This window comes from Pseudomonas sp. PvP089 (assembly GCF_017875165.1).
In the GTDB taxonomy this organism is placed as follows: Bacteria; Pseudomonadota; Gammaproteobacteria; order Pseudomonadales; family Pseudomonadaceae; genus Aquipseudomonas; species Aquipseudomonas fortuita.
This window is the reverse complement of record NZ_JAGGME010000001.1, coordinates 1274979-1297596: the sequence shown is the minus strand read 5'-3', so window position 1 is coordinate 1297596 and position 22618 is coordinate 1274979. Positions and strand designations below refer to the sequence as shown.

18 protein-coding genes are annotated in these 22618 nt (G+C 62.6%); 8 read left to right on the top strand and 10 right to left on the bottom strand.

Annotation, left to right across the window (positions count from 1 at the left end):
- Positions 1-90 precede the first annotated feature (90 nt).
- Positions 91-705: an NAD(P)-dependent oxidoreductase gene (locus J3A71_RS05940; RefSeq protein WP_016488867.1), complete on the bottom strand. Its 615-nt coding sequence runs from the start codon at positions 703-705 to the stop codon at positions 91-93.
- 28 nt (positions 706-733) lie between these two features.
- A complete protein-coding gene (locus J3A71_RS05935) occupies positions 734-1609 on the bottom strand; it encodes an MBL fold metallo-hydrolase (RefSeq protein ID WP_016488868.1) in 876 nt (291 codons plus the stop codon).
- A gap of 102 nt (positions 1610-1711) precedes the next feature.
- On the opposite strand from J3A71_RS05935, the gene J3A71_RS05930 reads away from it, so the two are divergent.
- Complete coding sequence (locus tag J3A71_RS05930) at positions 1712-2617, top strand: LysR family transcriptional regulator (protein ID WP_060517521.1); 906 nt, start codon at positions 1712-1714, stop codon at positions 2615-2617.
- A 252-nt stretch (positions 2618-2869) separates the two neighbouring features.
- On the opposite strand, the gene J3A71_RS05925 is transcribed toward J3A71_RS05930, so the two are convergent.
- On the bottom strand, positions 2870-3739 hold the full coding sequence (locus J3A71_RS05925; protein ID WP_016488870.1) for an oxaloacetate decarboxylase: 870 nt from the start codon (positions 3737-3739) through the stop codon (positions 2870-2872).
- Between the two features lie 362 nt (positions 3740-4101).
- Between J3A71_RS05925 and J3A71_RS05920 the strand changes: the two genes are divergently transcribed.
- The gene (locus tag J3A71_RS05920; RefSeq protein WP_096426706.1) at positions 4102-5553 is read left to right on the top strand and encodes an MDR family MFS transporter; all 1452 of its coding nucleotides are present in this window, start codon (positions 4102-4104) and stop codon (positions 5551-5553) included.
- 77 nt (positions 5554-5630) lie between these two features.
- On the opposite strand, the gene ttgR is transcribed toward J3A71_RS05920, so the two are convergent.
- On the bottom strand, positions 5631-6263 hold the full coding sequence (gene ttgR / locus J3A71_RS05915) for an efflux transport transcriptional regulator TtgR (protein ID WP_016488872.1): 633 nt from the start codon (positions 6261-6263) through the stop codon (positions 5631-5633).
- A gap of 258 nt (positions 6264-6521) precedes the next feature.
- Between ttgR and ttgA the strand changes: the two genes are divergently transcribed.
- The 6 genes from ttgA to J3A71_RS05885 all read left to right on the top strand — a co-directional run bounded on the left by ttgA (position 6522) and on the right by J3A71_RS05885 (position 15632).
- On the top strand, positions 6522-7676 hold the full coding sequence (gene ttgA, locus J3A71_RS05910; protein WP_016488873.1) for a toluene efflux RND transporter periplasmic adaptor subunit TtgA: 1155 nt from the start codon (positions 6522-6524) through the stop codon (positions 7674-7676).
- A 3-nt stretch (positions 7677-7679) separates the two neighbouring features.
- Positions 7680-10832: a multidrug efflux RND transporter permease subunit TtgB gene (gene ttgB, locus J3A71_RS05905; RefSeq protein ID WP_016488874.1), complete on the top strand. Its 3153-nt coding sequence runs from the start codon at positions 7680-7682 to the stop codon at positions 10830-10832.
- The gene (locus J3A71_RS05900; RefSeq protein ID WP_096426707.1) at positions 10829-12283 is read left to right on the top strand and encodes an AdeC/AdeK/OprM family multidrug efflux complex outer membrane factor; all 1455 of its coding nucleotides are present in this window, start codon (positions 10829-10831) and stop codon (positions 12281-12283) included. Before ttgB ends, J3A71_RS05900 begins: the two co-directional genes overlap by 4 nt.
- A gap of 283 nt (positions 12284-12566) precedes the next feature.
- Positions 12567-13823 carry an OprD family porin gene (locus J3A71_RS05895; protein WP_016488876.1) on the top strand — a complete coding sequence of 419 codons (1257 nt, stop codon included), beginning with the start codon at positions 12567-12569 and terminating at the stop codon, positions 13821-13823.
- Between the two features lie 202 nt (positions 13824-14025).
- Positions 14026-14949, top strand: coding sequence for a LysR family transcriptional regulator (locus J3A71_RS05890; RefSeq protein WP_016488877.1), 924 nt, complete (start codon positions 14026-14028; stop codon positions 14947-14949).
- A 176-nt stretch (positions 14950-15125) separates the two neighbouring features.
- Entirely contained in the window at positions 15126-15632 is a 507-nt protein-coding gene (locus J3A71_RS05885; RefSeq protein WP_016488878.1) for an Mpo1-like protein, read from the top strand.
- 131 nt (positions 15633-15763) lie between these two features.
- Here the strand turns inward: J3A71_RS05885 and pcaC are convergent, their stop codons facing one another.
- From pcaC to J3A71_RS05855, 6 genes are all read right to left on the bottom strand, one after another.
- A complete protein-coding gene (pcaC, locus tag J3A71_RS05880) occupies positions 15764-16159 on the bottom strand; it encodes a 4-carboxymuconolactone decarboxylase (protein WP_016488879.1) in 396 nt (131 codons plus the stop codon).
- 10 nt (positions 16160-16169) lie between these two features.
- Entirely contained in the window at positions 16170-16961 is a 792-nt protein-coding gene (pcaD, locus tag J3A71_RS05875) for a 3-oxoadipate enol-lactonase (protein ID WP_095116010.1), read from the bottom strand.
- Between the two features lie 11 nt (positions 16962-16972).
- Complete coding sequence (locus J3A71_RS05870) at positions 16973-18325, bottom strand: 3-carboxy-cis,cis-muconate cycloisomerase (RefSeq protein WP_060517513.1); 1353 nt, start codon at positions 18323-18325, stop codon at positions 16973-16975.
- Positions 18326-18334: 9 nt separating this feature from the next.
- Positions 18335-19624, bottom strand: a complete 1290-nt coding sequence (locus J3A71_RS05865; protein ID WP_016488882.1) for an MFS family transporter — start codon at positions 19622-19624, stop codon at positions 18335-18337.
- 185 nt (positions 19625-19809) lie between these two features.
- Positions 19810-21012, bottom strand: coding sequence for a 3-oxoadipyl-CoA thiolase (gene pcaF / locus J3A71_RS05860; RefSeq protein WP_016488883.1), 1203 nt, complete (start codon positions 21010-21012; stop codon positions 19810-19812).
- A 198-nt stretch (positions 21013-21210) separates the two neighbouring features.
- Positions 21211-22557, bottom strand: coding sequence for an MFS transporter (locus J3A71_RS05855; RefSeq protein ID WP_016488884.1), 1347 nt, complete (start codon positions 22555-22557; stop codon positions 21211-21213).
- Positions 22558-22618 lie beyond the last annotated feature (61 nt).

Here is a 22618-nt window from a genome sequence, read left to right as displayed (position 1 = left end):
TCGCGGGCGCGCCCGCTCCCACAGGTACAGCATGGGCCTTGGGAACTGTGCTGTAGCTGTGGGAGCGGGCATGCCCGCGAAGCAGGCGACTCAGTAGCCCACTGTAAACCGCTGCCGCGAATGCGCCGGCTTTTCCAGCTCGTCGAGCATGGCGATGGCATAGTCGGCAAAGGTGATCCAGCTTTTGCCATCCGCACCGATCAGCAGATGATCCTTGCCCACTTTGTAGCGCCCGCTGCGCTCACCTTCAACAAACTCCGCCGACGGCGAGAGGAATGTCCAGTCCAGGTCTGGGTCGCGCTGCAACGCTTCCAGAAAACGCACCCCGGCAGTGGCCTCGGCCTTGTAGGCCTCCGGGAAGTCCGGGCTGTCGATTACCCGATGCCCCGACGGCAGCAGCAAGCTGCCGGCGCCACCCACCACCAACAGGCGCTTGACCCCGGCACGCTTGACCGGCTCGATGATGGCATGCGGCTCGATCGTCGAGAAATGCGCCGCGCTCAACACGGCGTCCACGCCTGTTACCGCCGCTTGCAGGGCCGCACTGTCCTTGGCATCCAGCGCCTTGACGGTCACCCCTTCACGGCCCTGCAATCGCGAAGGGTCGCGGGCGATGGCCAACACACTGTGGCCACGGCGCAGGGCCTCCTCCAGCAACTGGCTGCCAGCGCGGCCAGTGGCACCGATAATTGCGATCTTGCTCATGGGAACACTCTCCATTGATTGAACGGAATTACCACTTCATCTCGCCCTTGGCGACCTTGGCACCGAGTTCCAGCGAGCTTTCATCGGCCAGGCCCGGGTAACGCTGCTTCATGGCCTGGATCAACGCATTGGCGTCTTTCGCCTTGGCGGTTTCAGCGTCAAACCCACGAATGTAGTTTGCCGTGAAGCGCACGGCCTGCAGTGAACGGCTGCTGTCTCCCAGGTAATGCCCGGGGATGACCGTGCGTGGCCCCAGCGCCTCGATGTGCGCCAAGGTGCCAAGCCAATCGGCATGGGACTTGGCCGATTGAGTGTCGGCCATCCACACATGAATGTTTTCGGACACCACCACGCCACCGACCACCGCCTTGATCGAAGGGATCCACACAAAACTGCGGTCTGGTTGCGGGCCGTCCAGGCCGACCACGTCCAAGGCCTGCCCCTCCAGCGTCAGGCGCTGCCCTTCGAGCACTTGCGGCAGCACCAGCCGCTGCGGTTTGTCTGCCCCCATCTGCGGCCCCCAGTACGCCAGCTTGGCATCCCTGGTCTGGCGGATATGTGCAACCGTGGCGGCAGAGGCCAGCACCTTGGCGTTGGGGAAGGCCTGGGTCAGGGTGTCCAGGCCAAAGTAATAGTCCGGGTCGCCGTGGCTGATGTAGATGGTGGTCAAGTGTTTGCCGCCAGCCTGCAGGCGCTTTACCAGTTGCTCAGCCTGGGCTTTGCCAAACTGGGCGTCGACCAGCACGGCATCGTGCTCGCCACTGACAATCACCGAACTGACCGGAAAAATGGCCTCGTGCCCAGGGTTGTAGACCTCCAGTTGCAGCGGTTCGGCGGCTAGCGCAGGGCCGGCTAGGGTCACGCAGGCCAGTAGCAGGCCTCGCAGGGGGGTGAACAGGGACATGGGCAAGGCCTTCAGTTGAACAATGCCTAACAGCTTAGTTGCCCGATCCGTGACAAAAAATGCCATGCTTGAACATAGTTTGTTTTTAAAAACGGGCAAATCATGGACCGTCTCAACGCCATGCGCGTTTTCGTTACCGTCGTCGACCTGGGCAGCCAGTCGGCAGCGGCAGACCACCTGCAGCTTTCTCGCCCCGTGGTGTCGCGTTACCTGGCAGAGCTGGAGGACTGGGTTGGCGCGAGGCTAATGCAGCGCACCACTCGCAAGCTCAGCCTCACCGCGGCCGGCCAGGAAACCCTGCCCCGCTGCCGGCAACTGCTGGAACTGGCCGGCGACCTGCAGGCCGCGGTGCAGCAGCCGGATGACGCGCCGAAAGGCGCGCTGCGCATCAGCGTCAGCACCTCTTTCGGCCAGGCGCAGCTGGTGGACGCGGTGGCTGCCTATGTGCGGCGCTATCCTGGGGTGAAGGTGGAACTGCAAATGCTCGATCGCACCGTCAACCTGGTGGATGAGCGCATCGACCTGGCCATCCGCACCAGCAACGAGCTGGACCCCAACCTGATCGCCCGGCGCCTGAGCGTGTGCCGCTCGGTGGTGTGCGCAGCCCCGGCCTACCTGAGCGAGCACGGCGTACCGCAACGGGTCGAGGACCTGAGCCGGCACAACTGCCTGACCCATGCCTATTTCGGCCACAGCCTGTGGCATTTCGAGGTGGCCGGCCAGCAGGTCGCCGTACCGGTGGCGGGAAACATCAGCGCCAACGAAGCCATGACATTGCAAAAGGCAGCCCTGGCCAGCGCAGGAATCGCCATGCTGCCAACCTACCAGGCCGCCGACGCCCTGCGCAGGGGCGAACTGGTACGCCTGCTGCCCGAAGCGCAGCCACGTGAACTGAACCTGAATGCGGTGTACACGTCACGCAAGCACATGCCGGCGACCTTGCGCAGCATGTTGGATTTCCTGGTGCAGCGGTTCAAGGACGAGCCGGAGTGGGATCGGGATCTGTAACGCTGAAATTGGCCTACGCTGGAAGGTATCACCTATTGCTGTAACAGGAGGTGAGCACCATGGGCATCAAATCCAGAAGAGTCGCCCTTGTCATGGCCCTGACTGCGGTCGCAGGGCTGTATGGTTCAGCGTGCTGGCGCGCCGAGCTGCTACGCAGTCAGCCCAGCGCCGCAGCCAGCTGCGAGCAGGCACATTGCGTGCCTCACACTGCAACCTTGAGCGCCGTCCGTTGAGTTGACGGCGCCCTGCCGGTCACTCTTCGACGCTCATGTATTCCTTGGCCCAGCGGATGTAATCCTCGGGCTGGGTGTAGGTGTGCGAGAGTTCGGTGGCGCTCAGGTTCTGCGACTTGTTCTGCTGGCCACGCTGCAAGCGCAAGCAATCGTAAGTGGCCTTGATCGCAGCAAAGTAGGCGCCATGGCCATCGACTGCGATACGCACGCCCAGGCTCGCCAGGCGTTCATCGTCATGCAGGTTGGGGTTGCCATAGGTGACCAGCATCAGCGGCACTGTCAGGTGCTCGGCAATCTGCTCGAGGTGTTCGAAGTCCTTCACGCCTACCATACAGATACCATCGGCACCGGCCTTCTGGTAGCTCTGGGTGCGCACGATGATTTCTTCGGTGGTGAGCACACCAGCATTGGTACGGGCAATGATCGACAATGACGAGTCGACACGCGCCTCCAGGGCCGCACGAATCTTGCCGACGCCTTCCTCAACCGGGATCAGGTCGGTGGACTTGCGCCCGAATTGGGCGGGCAGCAGGGTGTCTTCGATGGTCAGCCCGGCCACGCCGGCGCGCTCCAGTTCGATAACCGTGCGCATCACGTTCAGCGCGTTGCCGTAGCCGTGGTCGGCATCAGCCAGCACGGGCAATTGCGCTACCCGGCCAATTCGGGTGGCCTGCTCGACAAATTCACTGAGGGTGATCAGGGCGAAGTCCGGCGCAGCCAGTACCTGCAACGAAGCGACAGAACCGCCCAGGATGCCGACCTCGAAGCCCAGGTCTGCGGCAATGCGTGCCGACATCGGGTCGAACACCGATGCAGTGTGGTAACAGGAACCTGAAGCGAGCAGTTCGCGGAAGGCAAAACGCAGATCTTGATGGGAAGCCTTGGGCATGATCACTCCGCAAATAAGTTGAAATTTGAACGGTAACTACCGACCCCTGTAATCGGGTCTACCTGACCTGTTCCAACCGTCGCCATCTGGGCGGTCATGCTCGACATGCAGGCAGAGGAATAAAAGGTGTGGGAGACAGCGGGCTGAAAAACCTGCGGCATATTGCTGCACCAAGCTGGTGCAAGCCCCGGTTTTCAGCCCCTGTGGCATACCAACGATATCACGCAGCCATGCATCACTGAATGAATGCGCCAATGCCGATTCGGCATAGGGGATGCAGATAGTACATAGGAAGCTACCTAACTCAGGTTACAATCCGACTTGCCCGCGAAGAGGCCGCCACACTCAATCAAGGTATTCCCGTGACCGCCGCCCTGCCCCCCACCACCCTGCGCAACGTGCTCACCGCCCTGATGCTGGCGATCTTCCTCGGCGCACTGGACCAGACCATCGTCGCCGTCTCACTGCCCGCGATCTCGGCCCAGTTCAACGATGTCGGCCTGCTAGCGTGGATCATTTCCGGCTACATGGTGGCGATGACCGTGGCCGTGCCGATCTACGGCAAGCTGGGTGACCTGTACGGGCGGCGGCGGATGATCCTGACCGGCATCAGTCTGTTCACCCTGGCTTCGATCGCCTGCGCCTTGGCCCAGGACATGCAGCAACTGGTGCTGGCGCGGGTACTGCAGGGCATTGGTGCGGGTGGCATGGTTTCGGTCAGCCAGGCAATTATCGGCGACTTTGTGCCACCCCGCGAACGCGGCCGCTATCAGGGCTATTTCAGCAGCATGTATGCAGTGGCGAGTGTCGCCGGGCCAGTGCTGGGTGGATGGTTGACCGAGTACCTGTCATGGCGCTGGGTATTCTGGATCAACCTGCCGCTGGGGCTGGTTGCCTTGTGGGCGATCCACCGGGCCCTGGGCGGCATGCCGGCGCAACGCCGCGAGGCGCAGGTTGACTACCTCGGCGCCGTGCTGCTGATCCTCGGCCTGGGCAGTCTGTTACTGGGCATCACCTTGGTCGGCCAGGGCCACCCTTGGGCCGACCCGGCCGTACTGGCCCTGTTCGCCTGCGCCGTGCTGGGCCTTGCGCTGTTCATCGCTCATGAGCGCCGCTGCCCGGAGCCGCTGCTGCCCTTGGGCCTGTTCGGCAACCGTGTCGCGGTTTGGTGCTGGGGCGTGATCTTTTTCGCCAGTTTCCAGTCCATTTCCCTGACCATGCTGATGCCGTTGCGCTATCAGGGCATCACCGGCGCCGGTGCCGACAGCGCCGCCCTGCACCTGCTGCCACTGGCGATGGGGCTGCCCCTGGGTGCCTTCACCGGCGGGCGTATGACCAGCCGCACCGGGCGCTACAAGCCGCAGATTCTGGCCGGTGCCCTGCTGATGCCAGTGGCCATTTTTGCCATGGCGCTGACCCCGCCACAGTCTGGGTGGTTCAGTGCATTGTTCATGCTGCTGACCGGCATTGCCTGCGGGTTGCAGTTCCCTACATCGCTGGTAGGTACGCAAAGTGCTGTGGACAGCAAGGACATTGGGGTGGCCACCAGCACCACCAACCTGTTCCGTTCGCTGGGCGGGGCCATGGGCGTGGCCTGCATGTCCAGTCTGCTGCTGGCACTGCTGCACCAGGGCGGGTTCGAAATGCTGGGCAACCCGTTGCTTGGGAGTCTGAAGGCAGGGGAGGTGGACCTGGTTACGCAGGCGCGGTTGACGGAAACATTCCGGCAGTTGCTGATGGGAAGTGGGCTGGTTGCACTGCTCGGGCTGATTGCCGCAGTGGCGCTGCCGGATCGGCAACTGCGCGGACGCTAGAGGCAGCTCCCGCACCCTGCGCTTAATACTCTGCTAATACATAAGGGAAACAATCCCTCACAATCCTTAACAAAGTGTCATTTGCGCAGAGCCGGGCTCAAGCGCAGCATATCCAGCCCGGTGTCGACCCATTTTTCGACATCACCCAACAGATCGACACTGTCAGGCAGCAACAGCCAGCGCCCGATCAGGCCATCGACATAGGCAAACATGGCCACCGCCGCGCGCTCGACATCCAGCTCGCCAGGCAACTGGCCCCGGCGAACGGCGTTGGCCAACGCCAGGGCAATGCCCTTGTGGCAATCCAGCACCGCCCCCTGGCGCTGCTGGCGAATTTCACACATGTCATCGGTGAACTCGCACTTGTGATGCAGGATTTCATTGATACGCCGGGTTCGGGCATCGAGCACCAGCTCGTTGAACACTTGCAACAGCAGCTTGCGCATGCAGCCGAGCGGGTCGACTTCGTCCTCGCTTTCGCTCGCCCGTGCCAAGTGGTCATGGGTTTCGTGCAAGCTGTCGAGCAGCGCCTGTACCAGCTCCGCCTTGTTGTTGAAGTGCCAGTAGATCGCCCCGCGCGTGACTCCCGCCAGCTCGGCGATGTCGGCCAGGGTGGTTCGCGCAACCCCGCGCTTGTAGAAGGCCTTTTCCGCCGCCTCAATGATCTGGGCGCGGGTTTCCTGGGCTTCTTCTTTGGTTCGACGGACCATGGCAGTACAACCTCATCTGGCCCGAACGCGCGGCGCGTACGGGGGACGCTTCGGGGGCACCTCTGCAGGGAGCCTCACGGATAAGCTAATCAAGAGCTGTGGCAGTACCTGAGTACAACCCAGCGGTATTTACAAACAACCATGAATGTAAGTATATTCCTTAGCAAGCTATTTATCCACCGGATAGCAATTTTTCCAGATCAAGAACTCTTCCATTACTCTTGAGCGTCTCCCTGCTCCAGCGACCCGAGGATCCTCATGCAATTCAAGCCAGCCGTTACCGCTCTGGTTTCCGCCGTCGCCCTGGCAACCCTGCTCAGTGGCTGTAAGAAAGAAGAAGCAGCGCCCGCGGCGCAGGCTCCTCAGGTCGGCGTCGTGACCATCCAGCCGCAAGCCTTCACCCTGACCTCGGAATTGCCGGGGCGCACCACTGCCTACCGCGTCGCCGAAGTGCGCCCACAGGTCAATGGCATCATCCTCAAGCGCCTGTTCAAGGAAGGCAGCGATGTCAAGGAAGGCCAGCAGCTGTACCAGATCGACCCTGCCGTGTACGAAGCCAACCTGGGCAATGCTCAGGCCAACCTGCAGGCTACCCGCTCGCTGGCCGAGCGCTACAAGCAGCTGATTGACGAACAGGCCGTCTCCAAGCAGGAGTACGACGACGCCAATGCCAAACGATTGCAGGCCGAGGCTTCGCTCAAGAGCGCACAGATCGACCTGCGCTACACCAAGGTCCTGGCACCGATCAGCGGCCGTATCGGCCGTTCTACGTTTACCGAAGGTGCCCTGGTAAGCAATGGCCAGACCAACGCCATGGCGACCATCCAGCAACTCGATCCGATCTATGTCGACGTCACCCAGTCCACCGCCGAGCTGCTCAAGTTGCGCCGTGACCTGGCGAGCGGCCAGCTGAAGAAGGCTGGCGAAAATGCAGCCTCGGTGCAATTGGTGCTCGAAGACGGCAGCCTGTTCAAGCAGGAAGGCCGCCTGGAGTTCTCGGAAGTTTCGGTTGACGAAACCACGGGCTCGGTCACCCTGCGTGCCCTGTTCCCTAACCCCGATCACACCCTGCTCCCAGGCATGTTCGTGCATGCGCGGCTGAACGCCGGGGTTAACGCCAACGCCATTCTGGCACCGCAACAGGGCGTGACCCGTGACCTCAAAGGCTCGCCAACCGCCTTGGTGGTCAACCAGGAGAACAAGGTCGAACTGCGCCAGCTCAAGGCCAGCCGTACCTTGGGCAGCGATTGGCTGATCGAGGAAGGCCTCAACCCAGGCGACCGCCTGATCACCGAAGGGTTGCAGTACGTGCGCCCGGGCGTCGAGGTCAAGGTCAGCGAAGCCACCAACGTCAAGAAGCCGGGCAGCCCTGATCAGGCCAACGCGGCGAAAGCAGACGCCAAAGCGGAGTAAACCATGTCGAAGTTCTTTATCGATCGCCCGATCTTCGCCTGGGTGATCGCCTTGGTGATCATGCTGGTCGGCGCCTTGTCGATCCTGAAGCTGCCTATCAACCAGTACCCCAGCATCGCGCCGCCGGCCATCGCCATCGCCGTGACCTACCCGGGCGCCTCGGCGCAGACCGTGCAGGACACCGTGGTACAGGTGATCGAGCAGCAGCTCAACGGTATCGACAACCTGCGTTATGTATCGTCGGAAAGCAACTCCGACGGCAGCATGACCATTACCGCTACCTTCGAGCAAGGCACCAACCCTGACACCGCGCAGGTCCAGGTACAGAACAAGCTGAACCTGGCCACACCACTGCTGCCGCAGGAAGTGCAACAGCAAGGTATCCGTGTCACCAAGGCAGTGAAAAACTTCCTGCTGGTGATCGGCTTGGTGTCCGAAGACGGCAGCATGACCAAGGACGACTTGGCCAACTACATCGTCTCAAACATGCAGGACCCGATCTCGCGTACTGCGGGTGTGGGTGACTTCCAGGTGTTCGGTGCGCAGTACGCCATGCGTATCTGGCTCGATCCTGCCAAGCTGAACAAGTTCCAGCTCACTCCGGTCGACGTCAAGACCGCTGTGGCGGCGCAAAACGTGCAGGTGTCGTCCGGCCAGCTCGGCGGCCTGCCAGCCCTGCCTGGTACCCAGCTGAACGCCACCATCATCGGCAAGACCCGCCTGCAGACCGCCGAGCAGTTCGAGAAGATCCTGCTCAAGGTCAACAAGGACGGCTCCCAGGTACGGCTGGGTGACGTCGCGCAAGTGGGCCTGGGCGGTGAAAACTACGCGGTCAGCGCCCAGTTCAACGGCAAGCCGGCTTCCGGCCTGGCCGTAAAACTGGCAACCGGCGCCAACGCCCTGGACACCGCCAAGGCACTGCGCGAAACCATCAAAGGCCTGGAACCTTTCTTCCCGCCTGGCGTGAAAGCGGTATTCCCTTATGACACCACCCCGGTGGTCACCGAATCCATCAGCGGTGTGATCCACACCTTGATCGAAGCCGTGGTCCTGGTGTTCCTGGTGATGTACCTGTTCCTGCAGAACTTCCGCGCCACCATCATCACCACCATGACCGTACCGGTGGTGTTGTTGGGCACGTTCGGCATCCTTGCCGCCGCCGGCTTCAGCATCAACACCCTGACCATGTTCGCCATGGTCCTGGCCATCGGCTTGCTGGTGGACGACGCCATCGTCGTGGTGGAGAACGTCGAACGGGTCATGTCCGAAGAAGGGTTACCGCCCAAGGAGGCGACCAAACGTTCGATGGAACAGATCCAGGGCGCCCTGGTGGGTATCGCCCTGGTACTGTCGGCGGTACTGCTGCCCATGGCGTTCTTCGGTGGTTCCACAGGTGTGATCTACCGGCAGTTCTCCATCACCATCGTGTCGGCCATGGGCCTCTCGGTGCTGGTAGCGCTTATCTTTACCCCGGCACTGTGCGCCACCATGCTCAAGCCGCTGAAGAAAGGTGAGCACCACACCGCCAAAGGCGGGTTCTTTGGCTGGTTCAACCGCAACTTCGACCGCAGCGTAAACGGCTACGAGCGCAGCGTGGGCACTATCCTGCGCAACAAAATACCGTTCCTGCTCGGCTACGCGCTGATCGTGGTCGGCATGATCTGGCTGTTCACGCGCATTCCAACGGCGTTCCTGCCCGAGGAGGACCAGGGCGTACTGTTTGCCCAGGTTCAGACACCGGCCGGCTCCAGTGCCGAACGCACGCAGGTTGTGGTTGACCAGATGCGTGAGTACCTGTTGAAGGAAGAGGCCGACACCGTGGCATCGGTGTTCACCGTCAACGGCTTCAACTTCGCCGGCCGCGGCCAGAGCTCGGGCATGGCGTTCATCATGCTCAAGCCGTGGGGCGAACGCTCCAAGGAGAACAGTGTGTTCGCCCTGGCCGAGCGTGCCCAGCAGCATTTCTTCACCTTCCGCGACGCGATGGTGTTCGCCTTCGCGCCGCCTGCGGTGCTCGAACTGGGTAACGCTACCGGCTTCGACGTGTTCCTGCAGGACCGCGGCGGTGTCGGCCATGCCAAACTCATGGAAGCGCGCAACCAGTTCCTGGCAAAGGCCGCACAAAGCAAGATCCTCAGCGCCGTGCGCCCGAACGGCCTGAACGATGAGCCGCAGTACCAGCTGACTATCGATGACGAACGTGCAAGCGCCTTGGGCGTGACCATTGCCGACATCAACAACACCCTGTCGATTGCCTTGGGTGCCAGCTACGTCAACGACTTCATCGACCGTGGCCGGGTCAAGAAGGTGTACATCCAGGGCGAACCAAACGCGCGGATGAGCCCGGAAGACCTGCAGAAATGGTACGTGCGCAACGGTGCAGGCGAAATGGTCCCGTTCTCCTCCTTCGCCAAGGGCGAGTGGACGTACGGTTCGCCCAAGCTGTCCCGTTACAACGGCGTCGAGGCAATGGAAATCCTGGGTGCTCCGGCCCCGGGCTACAGTACCGGTGATGCCATGGCCGAGGTGGAACGCATCGCGGGCGAGTTGCCGGACGGTATCGGCTTCTCCTGGACCGGCATGTCTTACGAGGAAAAACTCTCCGGCTCGCAGATGCCGGCACTGTTCGCCCTCTCTGTGCTGTTCGTGTTCCTGTGCCTGGCTGCACTGTATGAAAGCTGGTCGATCCCGATTGCCGTCGTGCTGGTCGTACCGCTGGGTATCATCGGTGCACTGATCGCCACCAGCCTGCGCGGGCTGTCCAACGACACGTACTTCCTGGTTGGCCTGTTGACCACCATCGGTCTGGCGGCGAAAAACGCCATTCTGATCGTCGAGTTCGCCAAGGAACTGCACGAGCAAGGCCGCAGCCTGTATGACGCAGCGATCGAGGCGTGCCGCATGCGTCTGCGCCCGATCATCATGACCTCGCTGGCGTTCATCCTCGGCGTGGTACCGTTGACCATCGCCAGCGGCGCCGGCGCCGGCAGCCAGCACGCCATTGGTACTGGCGTGATCGGCGGCATGATCAGTGCGACCGTGCTGGCTATCTTCTGGGTACCACTGTTCTTCGTCGCAGTGTCGTCGCTGTTCGGCAGCAAAGAGCCGGAAAAAGACGCCACCCCTGAAACTCCACGTTATGAGGCTGGGCAATGACCAAGTCTTTGTTGTCCCTGGCAGTAACCGCTTTCATCCTTGGCGGCTGCTCGCTGATCCCTGACTACCAGACCCCGGAAGCGCCGGTGGCAGCGCAGTGGCCGCAAGGCCCTGCGTACTCGCCGACGCAATCGGCGGACATTGCTGCCGCCGAACAGGGCTGGCGCCAGTTCTTCCACGACCCGGCGCTGCAACAGCTGATCCAGACTTCGCTGGTCAACAACCGCGACCTGCGCGTCGCGGCGCTGAATATCGACGCCTATCGTGCGCAGTACCGCATTCAGCGTGCCGACCTGTTCCCCGCGGTTTCGGCCACTGGTAGCGGCAGCCGTCAGCGGGTCCCGGCAAACATGTCGCAAACCGGCGAATCCGGCATCACCAGCCAGTACTCGGCCACGGTGGGCGTGAGTGCTTATGAGCTGGACCTGTTCGGCCGTGTGCGCAGCCTGACCGAGCAGGCGCTGGAAACCTACCTGTCCAGCGAGCAGGCGCGTCGCTCCACGCAAATCGCCCTCGTAGCCAGCGTGGCCAACGCCTACTACACCTGGCAGGCCGATCAGGCCCTGTTCAAGCTGACCGAAGAAACGCTGAAGACCTACGAGGAAAGCTACAACCTCACCCGTCGCAGCAATGAAGTCGGCGTGGCTTCGGCACTCGACCTCAGCCAGGCGCGCACCGCCGTGGAAGGCGCCCGGGTCAAGTACTCGCAGTACCAGCGCCTGGTCGCCCAGGACGTCAACAGCCTGACCGTACTGCTGGGTACCGGCATTCCTGCCGACCTGGCCAAGCCCCTGGAGCTCAATGCCGACCAGCTGGCCGAAGTACCGGCCGGCCTGCCGTCAGACATTCTCCAGCGTCGCCCGGACATCCAGGAAGCCGAGCACCTGCTCAAGGCCGCCAATGCCAACATTGGTGCCGCCCGTGCAGCGTTCTTCCCCAGCATCAGCCTCACCGCCAACGCGGGCAGCCTGAGCCCCGACATGGGGCACCTGTTCGCGGGTGGCCAAGGCACCTGGCTGTTCCAGCCGCAGATCAATCTGCCGATCTTCAACGCCGGCAGCCTGAAGGCCAGCCTGGATTACTCGAAGATCCAGAAGGACATCAACGTCGCCAAATACGAAAAAACCATCCAGACCGCCTTCCAGGAAGTCTCCGATGGCCTGGCCGCGCGCAAGACCTTCGAAGAGCAGCTGCAGGCACAGCGCGACCTGGTGCAGGCGAACCAGGACTACTACCGCCTGGCCGAACGCCGCTACCGCATCGGGATCGACAGTAACCTGACCTTCCTCGACGCCCAGCGCAACCTGTTCAGCGCCCAGCAGTCGCTGATTACCGACCGCCTGTCGCAGCTGACCAGCGAGGTCAACCTGTACAAGGCGCTCGGCGGTGGCTGGTACGAGCAGACCGGCCAGGCCAACCAGCAGGCATCGGTGGAAACACCGAAAGGCTGATTGCGTCATTAGCTGAATCAAGCCCACCTTCGCGGTGGGCTTTTTTTGTTATCCGCTGCCTGTTCTGCCGCGAAGCGCTCGGACCAGGAAATTAATTAACCAACTGGAACATTCCGTTCGATTATCGCCCCGTTCCGTTTGCGGCGAATTGCCTCACCCCCGCAAGACCCCGCAACATCCCCTCACGCAACGTTGCCCAAGTTCATCAAGAAAAGACCCGCACCTGCAGGCTCGATCCAGCAGTGCACCGGCTCGCCCCATAAAAACAAGAGATCCACGACAGATGAGCACTTTGCAACCCGCACGCCAGCTGCTGCCCGGCCTGTTGGCCATGTCCTGCGCCCTCCCCGTGTTCGCCGCCAACGAAGGTGGTTTCATGGAGGACGCCAAGGCCACCCTCAACCTGCGCAACTTCTACATCAACCGCAACTTCGTCGACCCGGCCCACCCGCAGGGCAAGGCCGAAGAATGGACGCAAAGCTTCATTCTCGACGCCCGCTCCGGCTTCACCCAAGGCACCGTCGGGTTCGGGGTGGACGTGCTGGGCCTGTACTCGGTGAAGCTCGACGGCGGCAAAGGCACCACCAACACTCAACTGCTGCCCGTGCATGACGACGGCCGCCCGGCCGATGACTTTGGCCGCCTGGGTGTGGCACTGAAAGCCAAGCTGTCCGAAACCGAGCTGAAAGTCGGTGAATGGATGCCGGTGTTACCCATCCTGCGCTCGGACGATGGCCGCTCGCTGCCGCAGACCTTCCGCGGTGGCCAGCTGACCTCCAAGGAAATAGCCGGCCTGACGCTGTACGCCGGCCAGTTCCGCGGCAATAGCCCGCGCAACGACGCCAGCATGGAAGACATGTCGATGAACGGCAAAGGTGCGTTCACCTCCGATCGTTTCAACTTCGGCGGCGGCGAGTACACCTTCAACGACAAGCGCACCATGATCGGCCTGTGGGATGCCCAGCTCAAAGACATCTACCACCAGCAATACCTCAATCTGACCCACAGCCAGCCGCTCGGCGACTGGACCCTGGGCGCCAACCTGGGCTACTTCATCGGCAAGGAAGACGGCGCAGAGCGCGCCGGCAAGCTGGACAACCGCACCGCCTCCGCCATGCTTTCGGCGCGCTACCAGGGCCACACCTTCTACGTGGGCCTGCAGAAGGTCAGCGGCGACGATGCCTGGATGCGGGTCAACGGTACCAGTGGCGGCACCCTGGCCAACGATAGCTACAACTCCAGCTTCGACAACGCCAAGGAGCGCTCCTGGCAGCTGCGCCATGACTTCAACTTCGCAACCGTTGGCGTGCCTGGGCTGACCCTGATGAACCGCTATATCAAGGGTGAAAACGTCACCGTGGGCAGCGTGGATGACGGCAAGGAATGGGCTCGCGAGACCGAACTGGCCTATGTGGTGCAGTCAGGCAGCTTCAAGGACCTGTCGGTGAAATGGCGCAACTCCACCATGCGCCGGGACTTCAGCACCAACGCCTTTGATGAGAACCGGCTGATTGTGAGTTACCCGCTGAATCTCCTTTGAATGCTTCGCGGGCACGCCCGCTCCCACAGGACCGGCACAGCTTTCAGACGCTGTGCTGCTCCTGTGGGAGCGGGCGTGCCCGCGAAGACGCCAAAGGCCCTTTGAAATAACCAAAAGAAATAATCAAATCCATAAACCTTCTTGGACGACATAAGCTGTAACAGCTTGAATAGGGCCCTGATCCCCGCCCCAGAGCCGTGACATGGACCTCCGCCAGCTGCGCTACTTCATTGCCCTTACCGAATACCGCAGTTTCGTCCGTGCCGCCGAGGCCATGGGCATCACTCAACCTGCCTTCAGCCGCGCCATCCAGAGCCTGGAACACACGTTTGGCTGCCCGCTGGTAGACCGCGCCAGCAAGGCGCTGCTGCCAACGCCCGAGGGCCTGGTGGTGCTGCAACACGCCCGCCGCCTGGTGCAGGGCGCAGCACAACTGAGTAACGAAGTGCTGCAAATGACCAAGCTTGACGCCGGCGAGCTGCATTTCGGCAGTGGCCCGGCGCTGGCGGTACGCCTGGTTCCCGACGCCTTGCGCCACTTCATCGAGCACCACCCCGGCATCCGCACCTCGCTGCTGGTGGACAATGCCGAACGCCTGGGCCAGGCCCTGCGCCGCGAACAGATCGAGTTTTTCGTCGACGATATCCGACCGTTCGAAGCCGACCCCAACTTCCATACCGAGCCCCTGTCGCCACGCCCCGGCCTGTTTTTCTGCCGCCCGGGGCACCCATTACTGGCCAAGGACAGCCTCTCGACCAACGACCTGTTCAGCTATCCACTGGCCAGCGCCCTGCTCGCCCCCGGCGTGCGCAAGCGCCTGGCCAACCTGAGTGGGCGCAGCGATTTCATCCCGCACCTGCAAACCGAGCACCTGGCCATACTGCGCAGCGTGGTGCAGGCCAGCAACGCTATCGGCACGGCCAGCGAGGAGGCCGTGGCCGATGACCTTGCGGCTGGCACCCTGGTGCGCCTGCACTGGCGCAACCTGCCGCCGGCGCTGGAGGTACTGAGCGTGCGTTGCGGGGTGGTCAGCCGTAGCGGTTACCGGTTGTCGCCGGCGGCGCGGGCGATGATCGAGACACTGGTGGGGCTGGATACGCCAGTGCGGGCTGCTGCCATTCGCTGAGCTGATGATAGTGGTGGCTGCGGGCTATCCTGAGCTATATGGGTTGCCAATGCCGGCCCTTTCGCGGGTGAACCCGCTCCCACAGGGTTTCGTGGATCCCTGTGGGAGCGGGTTCACCCGCGAAAGGGCCGGCACTGGCAATACACCTAGATCAGGCACACCAGGGAGGCACAACAATGAAAACCCTCGTCGACCACCTGAGCCAATACGCCAGCTACCACCGCGACCCACGCAACATTGCCACCCACTTCGTCGGCATCCCGCTGATCGTGCTGGCAGTCACCATCCTGCTGTCACGCCCTGGCGGGGAGGTGGCTGGCATGTGGTTGTCCCCTGCCCTGCTGGCAGCGGCGGCCTCGGTGTGGTTCTACCTGCGCCTGGACCTGCGGTTCGGCCTGGTGATGGGGTTGCTGCTGGGCCTGTGCCTGTGGGTCGGCCAGGTGCTGGCCGTGCAGACAACTACGCTGTGGCTCAGCACCGGCCTGGCGGCATTCGTGGCGGGTTGGATCATCCAGTTCGTCGGCCATTACTACGAAGGCCGCAAACCTGCATTTGTCGACGATATCAGCGGCCTGATCATCGGGCCACTGTTCGTGGTGGCAGAAGCCGCGTTCATGCTGGGCCTGTGCCCGAACCTGAAACAGGCCGTAGAAAACAACGCAGGCCCGGTAGCCATGCGTTAGAAGAACACGGTTATGTAAGCATTGGATGGCCCTATCGCCGGCAAGCCAGCTCCCACAGGGATTGCATCAGGCCTGAGGGCAGTGCATTCCCCGTGGGAGCTGGCTTGCCGGCGATAGGGCCAGCGCAGGTATTACTGCTGTCGAGACTCGACACCCAGTTCATCCCACACCGACTCAGCCAGGTGGAACGTGGCGTTGGCTGCCGGAATGCCGCAATAGATGGCACTCTGCATCAGCACTTCCTTGATCTCGTCACGGGTCACGCCATTGTTGGCCGCCGCGCGCAGGTGCAGTTTCAGCTCATCGTTACGGTTCATGCCGATCAGCATGGCAATGGTGATCAGGCTGCGGGTGTGACGGGGCAGGCCCGGGCGGGTCCAGATATCACCCCAGGCGTGGCGGGTGATCATCTCCTGGAACTCGCCATTGAAGTCATTGAGCTTTTCCAGGCTGCGGTCCACGTGGGCATCGCCAAGCACCGCACGGCGCACTTGCATGCCGGCGTCGTAACGTTGTTTCTCATCCATTGCGTTTTCCTCAGTGAGCCAGCAGGAAGTCGAGCACACGGCGGCTGAACGCCTCACCGATTTCGACGTTGGACAGGTGCGCTGCCGGGAAGTCTACGTACTCGGCACCTTGGATACCGGCCTGCATGAAGCGGCCATGCTCAGGGGTGGTGACCACGTCTTGTGTACCGGCAACGATCAGCGCGGGCACCTGGATGCGGCCCAGTTGTTCACGGTAATCGGCATCACGCACCGCTGCGCAGTTGGCGGCATAACCTTGCGGGCTGGTTTGCGCCAGCATCTGGCAAATGCGCTGGGCTTGCTCAGGCTGGGCCTGGACAAAGCCTGGGGTGAACCAGCGGGCGATAGAGCCATCGCGCAGGTCGACCATGGCCTGCTGGCCACCCTTGAGCACGGTGTCGATACGGGGGTTCCACACCTCGTCACTGGCGATCTTGGCGGCGGTGTTGCACAGGGTCAGGCTGTGCAGGCGCTGGCCGGCGTTGATGCCCAGCCACTGGCCAATCAGGCCACCCATCGACAGGCCGACAAAGTGCGCTTTCTGAATGTCCAGGCCATCAAGCAGCGCCAGCACGTCACGGCCCAATTGCTCGATGCTGTAGGGGCCTTCCGTGACCAACGAGGCACCGTGGCCACGGGTGTCGTAGCGCAGTACACGAAAGTGCTGGCTCCACAAGGGAATCTGGGTGTCCCACATGCCCAGGTCGGTGCCCAGCGAGTTGGACAGGACCAGCACCGGGGCGTTTACCGGGCCATCGATCTGGTAGTTCAAAACGCCATCGGCCAGTTGCAAATGCGCCACAGCAGTCTCCTTCAGGCAGTGAAATGTTGATGTTCGGATACGGCGCGCGCCACCCAGACGCGGGCCTGGCCCAGGTAATGGGCAGGGTCGAGCAGGCGATCAAGTTCTTCGGCAGACAGCTCGGCACTGACCTGCGGTTCGTCACCCAGCACAGCACGCAAGTGGCGCTGCTCGGCCACCGCGCGCTGGCAGCATTGTTCGAGCAGGTGGTGGGCACGGTCGCGGCCCAGGCGCTGGGCAAGCACAATACTCACCGCTTCTGCCAGCACCAGCCCTTGGGTCAGGTCGAGGTTACGGCGCATGCGCGCTGCGTCCACTTCCATGCCCTCGGCAATGACCTGGGCCTGGCGCAGCGCGCCGGAGACCAGGCAGCAGATATCCGGGAGGGTTTCCCATTCTGCATGCCACAGGCCCAGGCTGCGCTCATGTTCTTGGGGCATGGCAGCGAACAGCGTCGACACCAGCCCCGGCACACGGGTAGCCGCACCAATCAGCACCGCAGCGCCCACCGGGTTGCGCTTGTGCGGCATGGTCGAAGAGCCGCCCTTGCCCGGCGCAGAAGGCTCGAACAGCTCCCCCGCCTCGGTTTGCATCAGCAAGCTGATATCGCGGCCGAACTTGCCAAGGCTGCCGGCCACCAGGCCCAGCACCGAGGCAAACTCCACCAGGCGATCACGCTGGGTGTGCCAGGGTTGCTCAGGCAGGGTCAGCTTCAGCTGCTCGGCCAGGGCCTCGGCCACCGGCATCGCCTTGCTGCCCAAGGCGGCCAGGCTGCCCGACGCGCCGCCAAACTGCAGCACCAGCAAACGCGGGCGCAGTTCCCGCAGGCGCTGGCGGTGACGGGTCAATGCACCCAGCACGCCGGCCAGTTTCATGCCCAGGGTCACCGGGGTGGCATGTTGCAACCAGGTGCGACCTACCAACGGCGTATCAGCATGCTTCAAGGCCTGCTGCGACAGGGTATCGGCCAGTTTACCCAGGTCGGCTTCGATCAGGTCGAGGGCATCGCGCAACTGCAGGACCAACCCGGTGTCCATCGCATCCTGGCTGGTGGCGCCCAAGTGCACATAGCGCTCGGCCTCGGGCACGCCACTGGCAATCACCTTGCCCAACGCCTTCACCAGCGGGATTGCCGAGTTGCCAGCGGTAGCGATGGCATTGGCTAGCGCACCAACGTCATAGCGCTCGGCCTGGCATGCCGCTTCGATGGCAGCCACGGCGCTGTGCGGGACCAGCCCGGCAGCGGCTTCGGCACGGGCCAGTGCGGCTTCGAAATCGAGCATGCCCTGCAGGCGGCCACGGTCGGAGAAAATCTCGCGCATGGCCGGCGCGGTGAAGTAGGCGTCGAACAGTTGGTTGGTCATGCCACGTCCTTAGTCATCGTGGTGCAGGTACGCGGCCTGCTTGGGCAGGCGCAGGCTGAACAGGAAGGCAATTGCCATCATGGCCGTCACGTACCAGTAGAAAGTGTTTTCCATACCCAGGGTCTTCAGGCCCAGGGCCACGTACTCGGCAGAGCCGCCGAATGCCGCGTTGGCGACTGCATAGGCCAGGCCCACACCCAGTGCACGCACCTGTGGCGGGAACATCTCCGCCTTCACCAGGCCGCTGATCGAGGTGTAGAAGCTGACGATACACAATGCCAGGCTGATCAGTACGAAGGCCATGAACGGGCTGGTGACGGTTTTCAGCGCCATCAGCAGCGGTACAGTGCACAGGGTACCGAGGGCGCCGAACAGCAGCATCGAATTGCGCCGGCCGATGCGGTCGGACAGCATGCCGAAGAACGGCTGCAGCACCATGAACAGGAACAGCGCGCCGGTCATCACGTAGCTGGCGTTTTTCGCCGTCATGCCAGCGGTGTTGACCAAGTACTTCTGCATGTAGGTGGTGAAGGTGTAGAAGATCAGCGAGCCACCAGCGGTGTAGCCAAGCACGGTAATGAAGGCCGCTGCATGGTTGCGGAACAGGCCACCGATCGAGCCCGCATCCTTGTCATTGCGGGTTTCGGCGCTGCTGGTTTCGTGCAGCGAACGGCGCAACATCAGCGAGATAAGAGCGGCAATGGCCCCCACCACGAACGGAATGCGCCAGCCCCAGGCCCGCAGTTCGTCTTCGGTCAGCAGCTGTTGCAGGATGACCACCACCAGCACCGCCAGCAACTGGCCGCCAATCAGGGTGACGTACTGGAACGAAGCAAAAAAGCCGCGCTGGCCACGAAGGGCCACTTCACTCATGTAAGTGGCGGTGGTGCCGTATTCCCCCCCCACCGACAAGCCCTGGATCAGGCGGGCCAGCAACAGCAACGCTGGCGCCCAGGTGCCAATGCTGCCATAGGTGGGCAGGCAGGCGATCATCAAAGAGCCGAAGCACATCATCAGCACCGAGATCATCAGCGAATTCTTGCGACCATGTCGGTCAGCGAGGCGGCCGAAGATCCAGCCACCGATGGGGCGCATCAAAAAACCTGCGGCGAACACGCCGGCCGTGTTCAACAACTGCACGGTCGGGTCGTCGGAGGGGAAAAAAGCCGGGGCGAAGTAGATTGCGCAGAAGGCGTAGACGTAGAAGTCGAACCATTCCACCAGGTTGCCTGATGAGGCACCGACGATAGCGAAGATGCGCTTGCTGCGTTCTTCGCCGGTGTAATAGGTTGAGGTCATGACGGGTTTACTCCTGGAGGGTACTAGGTAAGTCTAGACATACCTGGTAACACACTCGTTCCGCTATCTGGCTGGCAATTGGCCTTATGTCGAAGCTACCGGCCCTATCGCGGGCAAGCCCGCTCCTACAGGGAGAGCGTGGTTCCTTGTAGGAGCGGGCTTGCCCGCGATAGGGCCGGTACAGGTCAAACCCGCTCGATGGCCAGCGCCAGACCTTGGCCGACACCTACACACATGGTCGCCAGGCCCTTGCGCCCGCCACTTTTCTCCAGCTGATGCAGCGCAGTCAGCACCAGGCGCGCACCGCTCATGCCCAGCGGGTGCCCCAGGGCGATCGCGCCGCCATTAGGGTTCACCTGCGGTGCATCGTCGGCCACACCCAGCTCACGCAGCACCGCCAGGCCTTGGCTGGCAAAGGCTTCGTTGAGCTCGATCACGTCGAAATCACTCACCGCCACCCCCAGGCGCTCGGTCAGCTTACGCACCGCTGGCACCGGGCCAATGCCCATCACACGTGGTGCAACACCGCCGCTGGCCATGCCCAGCACGCGGGCGCGCGGGGTCAGACCGTGCTTCTTCACGGCTTCCGCCGACGCCAGGATCAGCGCCGCAGCACCGTCGTTCACGCCCGAGGCGTTGCCAGCGGTGACTGTCTTGTCCGGGCCATTGACCGGCTTGAGCTTGGTCAGCGCCTCCAGCGTGGTTTCCGGACGCAGGTGCTCGTCACGCTCCACGATGGTTTCGCCCTTCTTGTGCGCAATGCGCACCGGGACGATCTCTTCGGCGAAGAAGCCAGCAGCCTGGGCCGCTGCAGCCTTCTGCTGGCTGCGCAGGGCGAAAGCGTCCTGGTCAGCGCGCGAAACCTGGTAGTCGTCGGCGACGTTATCGGCCGTTTCCGGCATGGAGTCCACACCGTACTGGCTCTTCATCAGAGGGTTGATGAAACGCCAGCCGATGGTGGTGTCTTCAAGCTTCATGTTGCGCGAATAGCCGCTTTCAGCCTTGCCCATGACGAACGGTGCGCGCGACATCGACTCGACACCGCCAGCAATCACCAGCTCCATTTCGCCGCTTGCAATAGCGCGGAAGGCGGTACCAATGGCATCCATGCCCGACGCGCACAGGCGGTTCAGGGTGACACCCGGGATGCTTTCCGGCAGGCCGGCCAGCAGCAGCGCCATACGCGCCACGTTGCGGTTGTCTTCACCGGCCTGGTTGGCGCAGCCGAAGAACACTTCATCAACCTGGTCCCACTGCACGGCAGGGTTGCGCTCGATCAGCGCTTTGAGTGGCACGGCGGCCAGGTCGTCGGCACGCACACTCGCCAGCGCGCCGCCGAAGCGGCCGATGGGGGTGCGGATGGCGTCACAGATAAATACGTCGCGCATTAGGCTTCTCCTGCCACTGGCCATGGGCCGCGGCGGTACGTGTGGAGGCTACTGGTCAGGGTGCTTCGATGAGCCCAGATTAAGGAGACTGACGGTAGGCTTACAATCCGATAATCGACTATCCGTGCGATTATCGAACTATTTGTTACGCTGCTACCTATCTACCTGCTGGGAGCGCTGCACGCGCCCCCTCGCTATTCAGGTCGCGTCGGCGTGGCTTACCAGCCCCTTCACGATCACACCTACGGTCGCCAGTGCCGCTGGCACCAGCAACGCCGTCAGTACCTGTTCGAAGTTCCAGCCCAGGCCCAACAGCGTAGCGCCGCTCCAGGCCCCCAGAATTGCACCAAAGCGGCCGATACCCAGCATCCACGATACACCCGTGGCACGGCCCTGGGTCGGGTAGAAGCGTGCTGCCAACGATGGCATTGCCGATTGCGCGCCGTTCACGCACATACCGGCAATCAGCACCAAGGTGGCCAACACGGTGATGTTGCCCAGGCTCTGCCCCACGGCGTATGCAAACACCCCGGCCAGCAGGTAGAAAATGCCGATCACCTTGTGCGGGTTGTAGCGGTCCATGGCCCAGCCCACACCCACGGCACTCAGCACGCCGCCAAACTGGAACAGCGCGCCGATAAATGCGGCCTGCTCCATGCTCGCGCCGCTGTCACGCATCAGGGTTGGCAACCAGCTGGTCAGCAGGTAGACGATCACCAGGCCCATGAAGTAGGTCAGCCACAGCAGCATGGTGCCCAGGCCATAAGTGCCGGAGAAGATCAGCGCAAAGACGCTGCGGGCGGCTACGGCCTTTTGCTCTGGCACGCTGAAGCTGCCCGCCTCGGCCACCACCTGCGGCGCAATGGGCGAAAGGGTCTTGCGTATCTTGTCGGTACCCCGGTTGCGCACCACCAGGAACCGCGCCGATTCCGGCAGCCAGACCATCAACACCAGCGCCAGCAGCAGTGGCAGCACGCCGCCGATTACCAGCAGGCTGTGCCAGCCATAGGCCGGGATCATCTTGGCGGAAATGAAGCCACCACCGGCCATGCCCAGGTTGAAGCCGCAGAACATGCTGGTCACCAGCAGCGATTTGAGGCGCTCGGGGGTGTATTCGGACAGCAGTGTGGTTGCATTGGGCATACCGGCGCCCAGACCCAGGCCGGTCAGGAAGCGCAGTACCAGCAACTGGTCGACGTTGGTGGCATAGGCTGAGGCCAGGCTGAAACCGCCAAACACCAGCACCGCGCCCACCAGCACGCCTTTACGGCCGAAGCGGTCAGCCAACGGCCCGGAGCCCAGGGCACCGAACACCATACCGATCAATGCGGCGCTCATCACCGGGCCAAGGCTCGCCCGGTCGATGCCCCACTCCTGCGACAGCGCCGGGGCGATGAAGCCCATGGCGGCAGTGTCCAGGCCATCGAGGAAGACGATCAGGAAGCACAGCAACACGACCCGCCACTGGTAGCGGGAAAGCGGCTGCTGATTGATGAACGACTGAACGTCGAGGCTTTTGCCGACGTTGTTTTGCGCTTGGTTCATTGTTGTTGTCCAGAATGTTGGGCACAGCCAGACCACTGCACACGGGCGACCGGCACAGAGG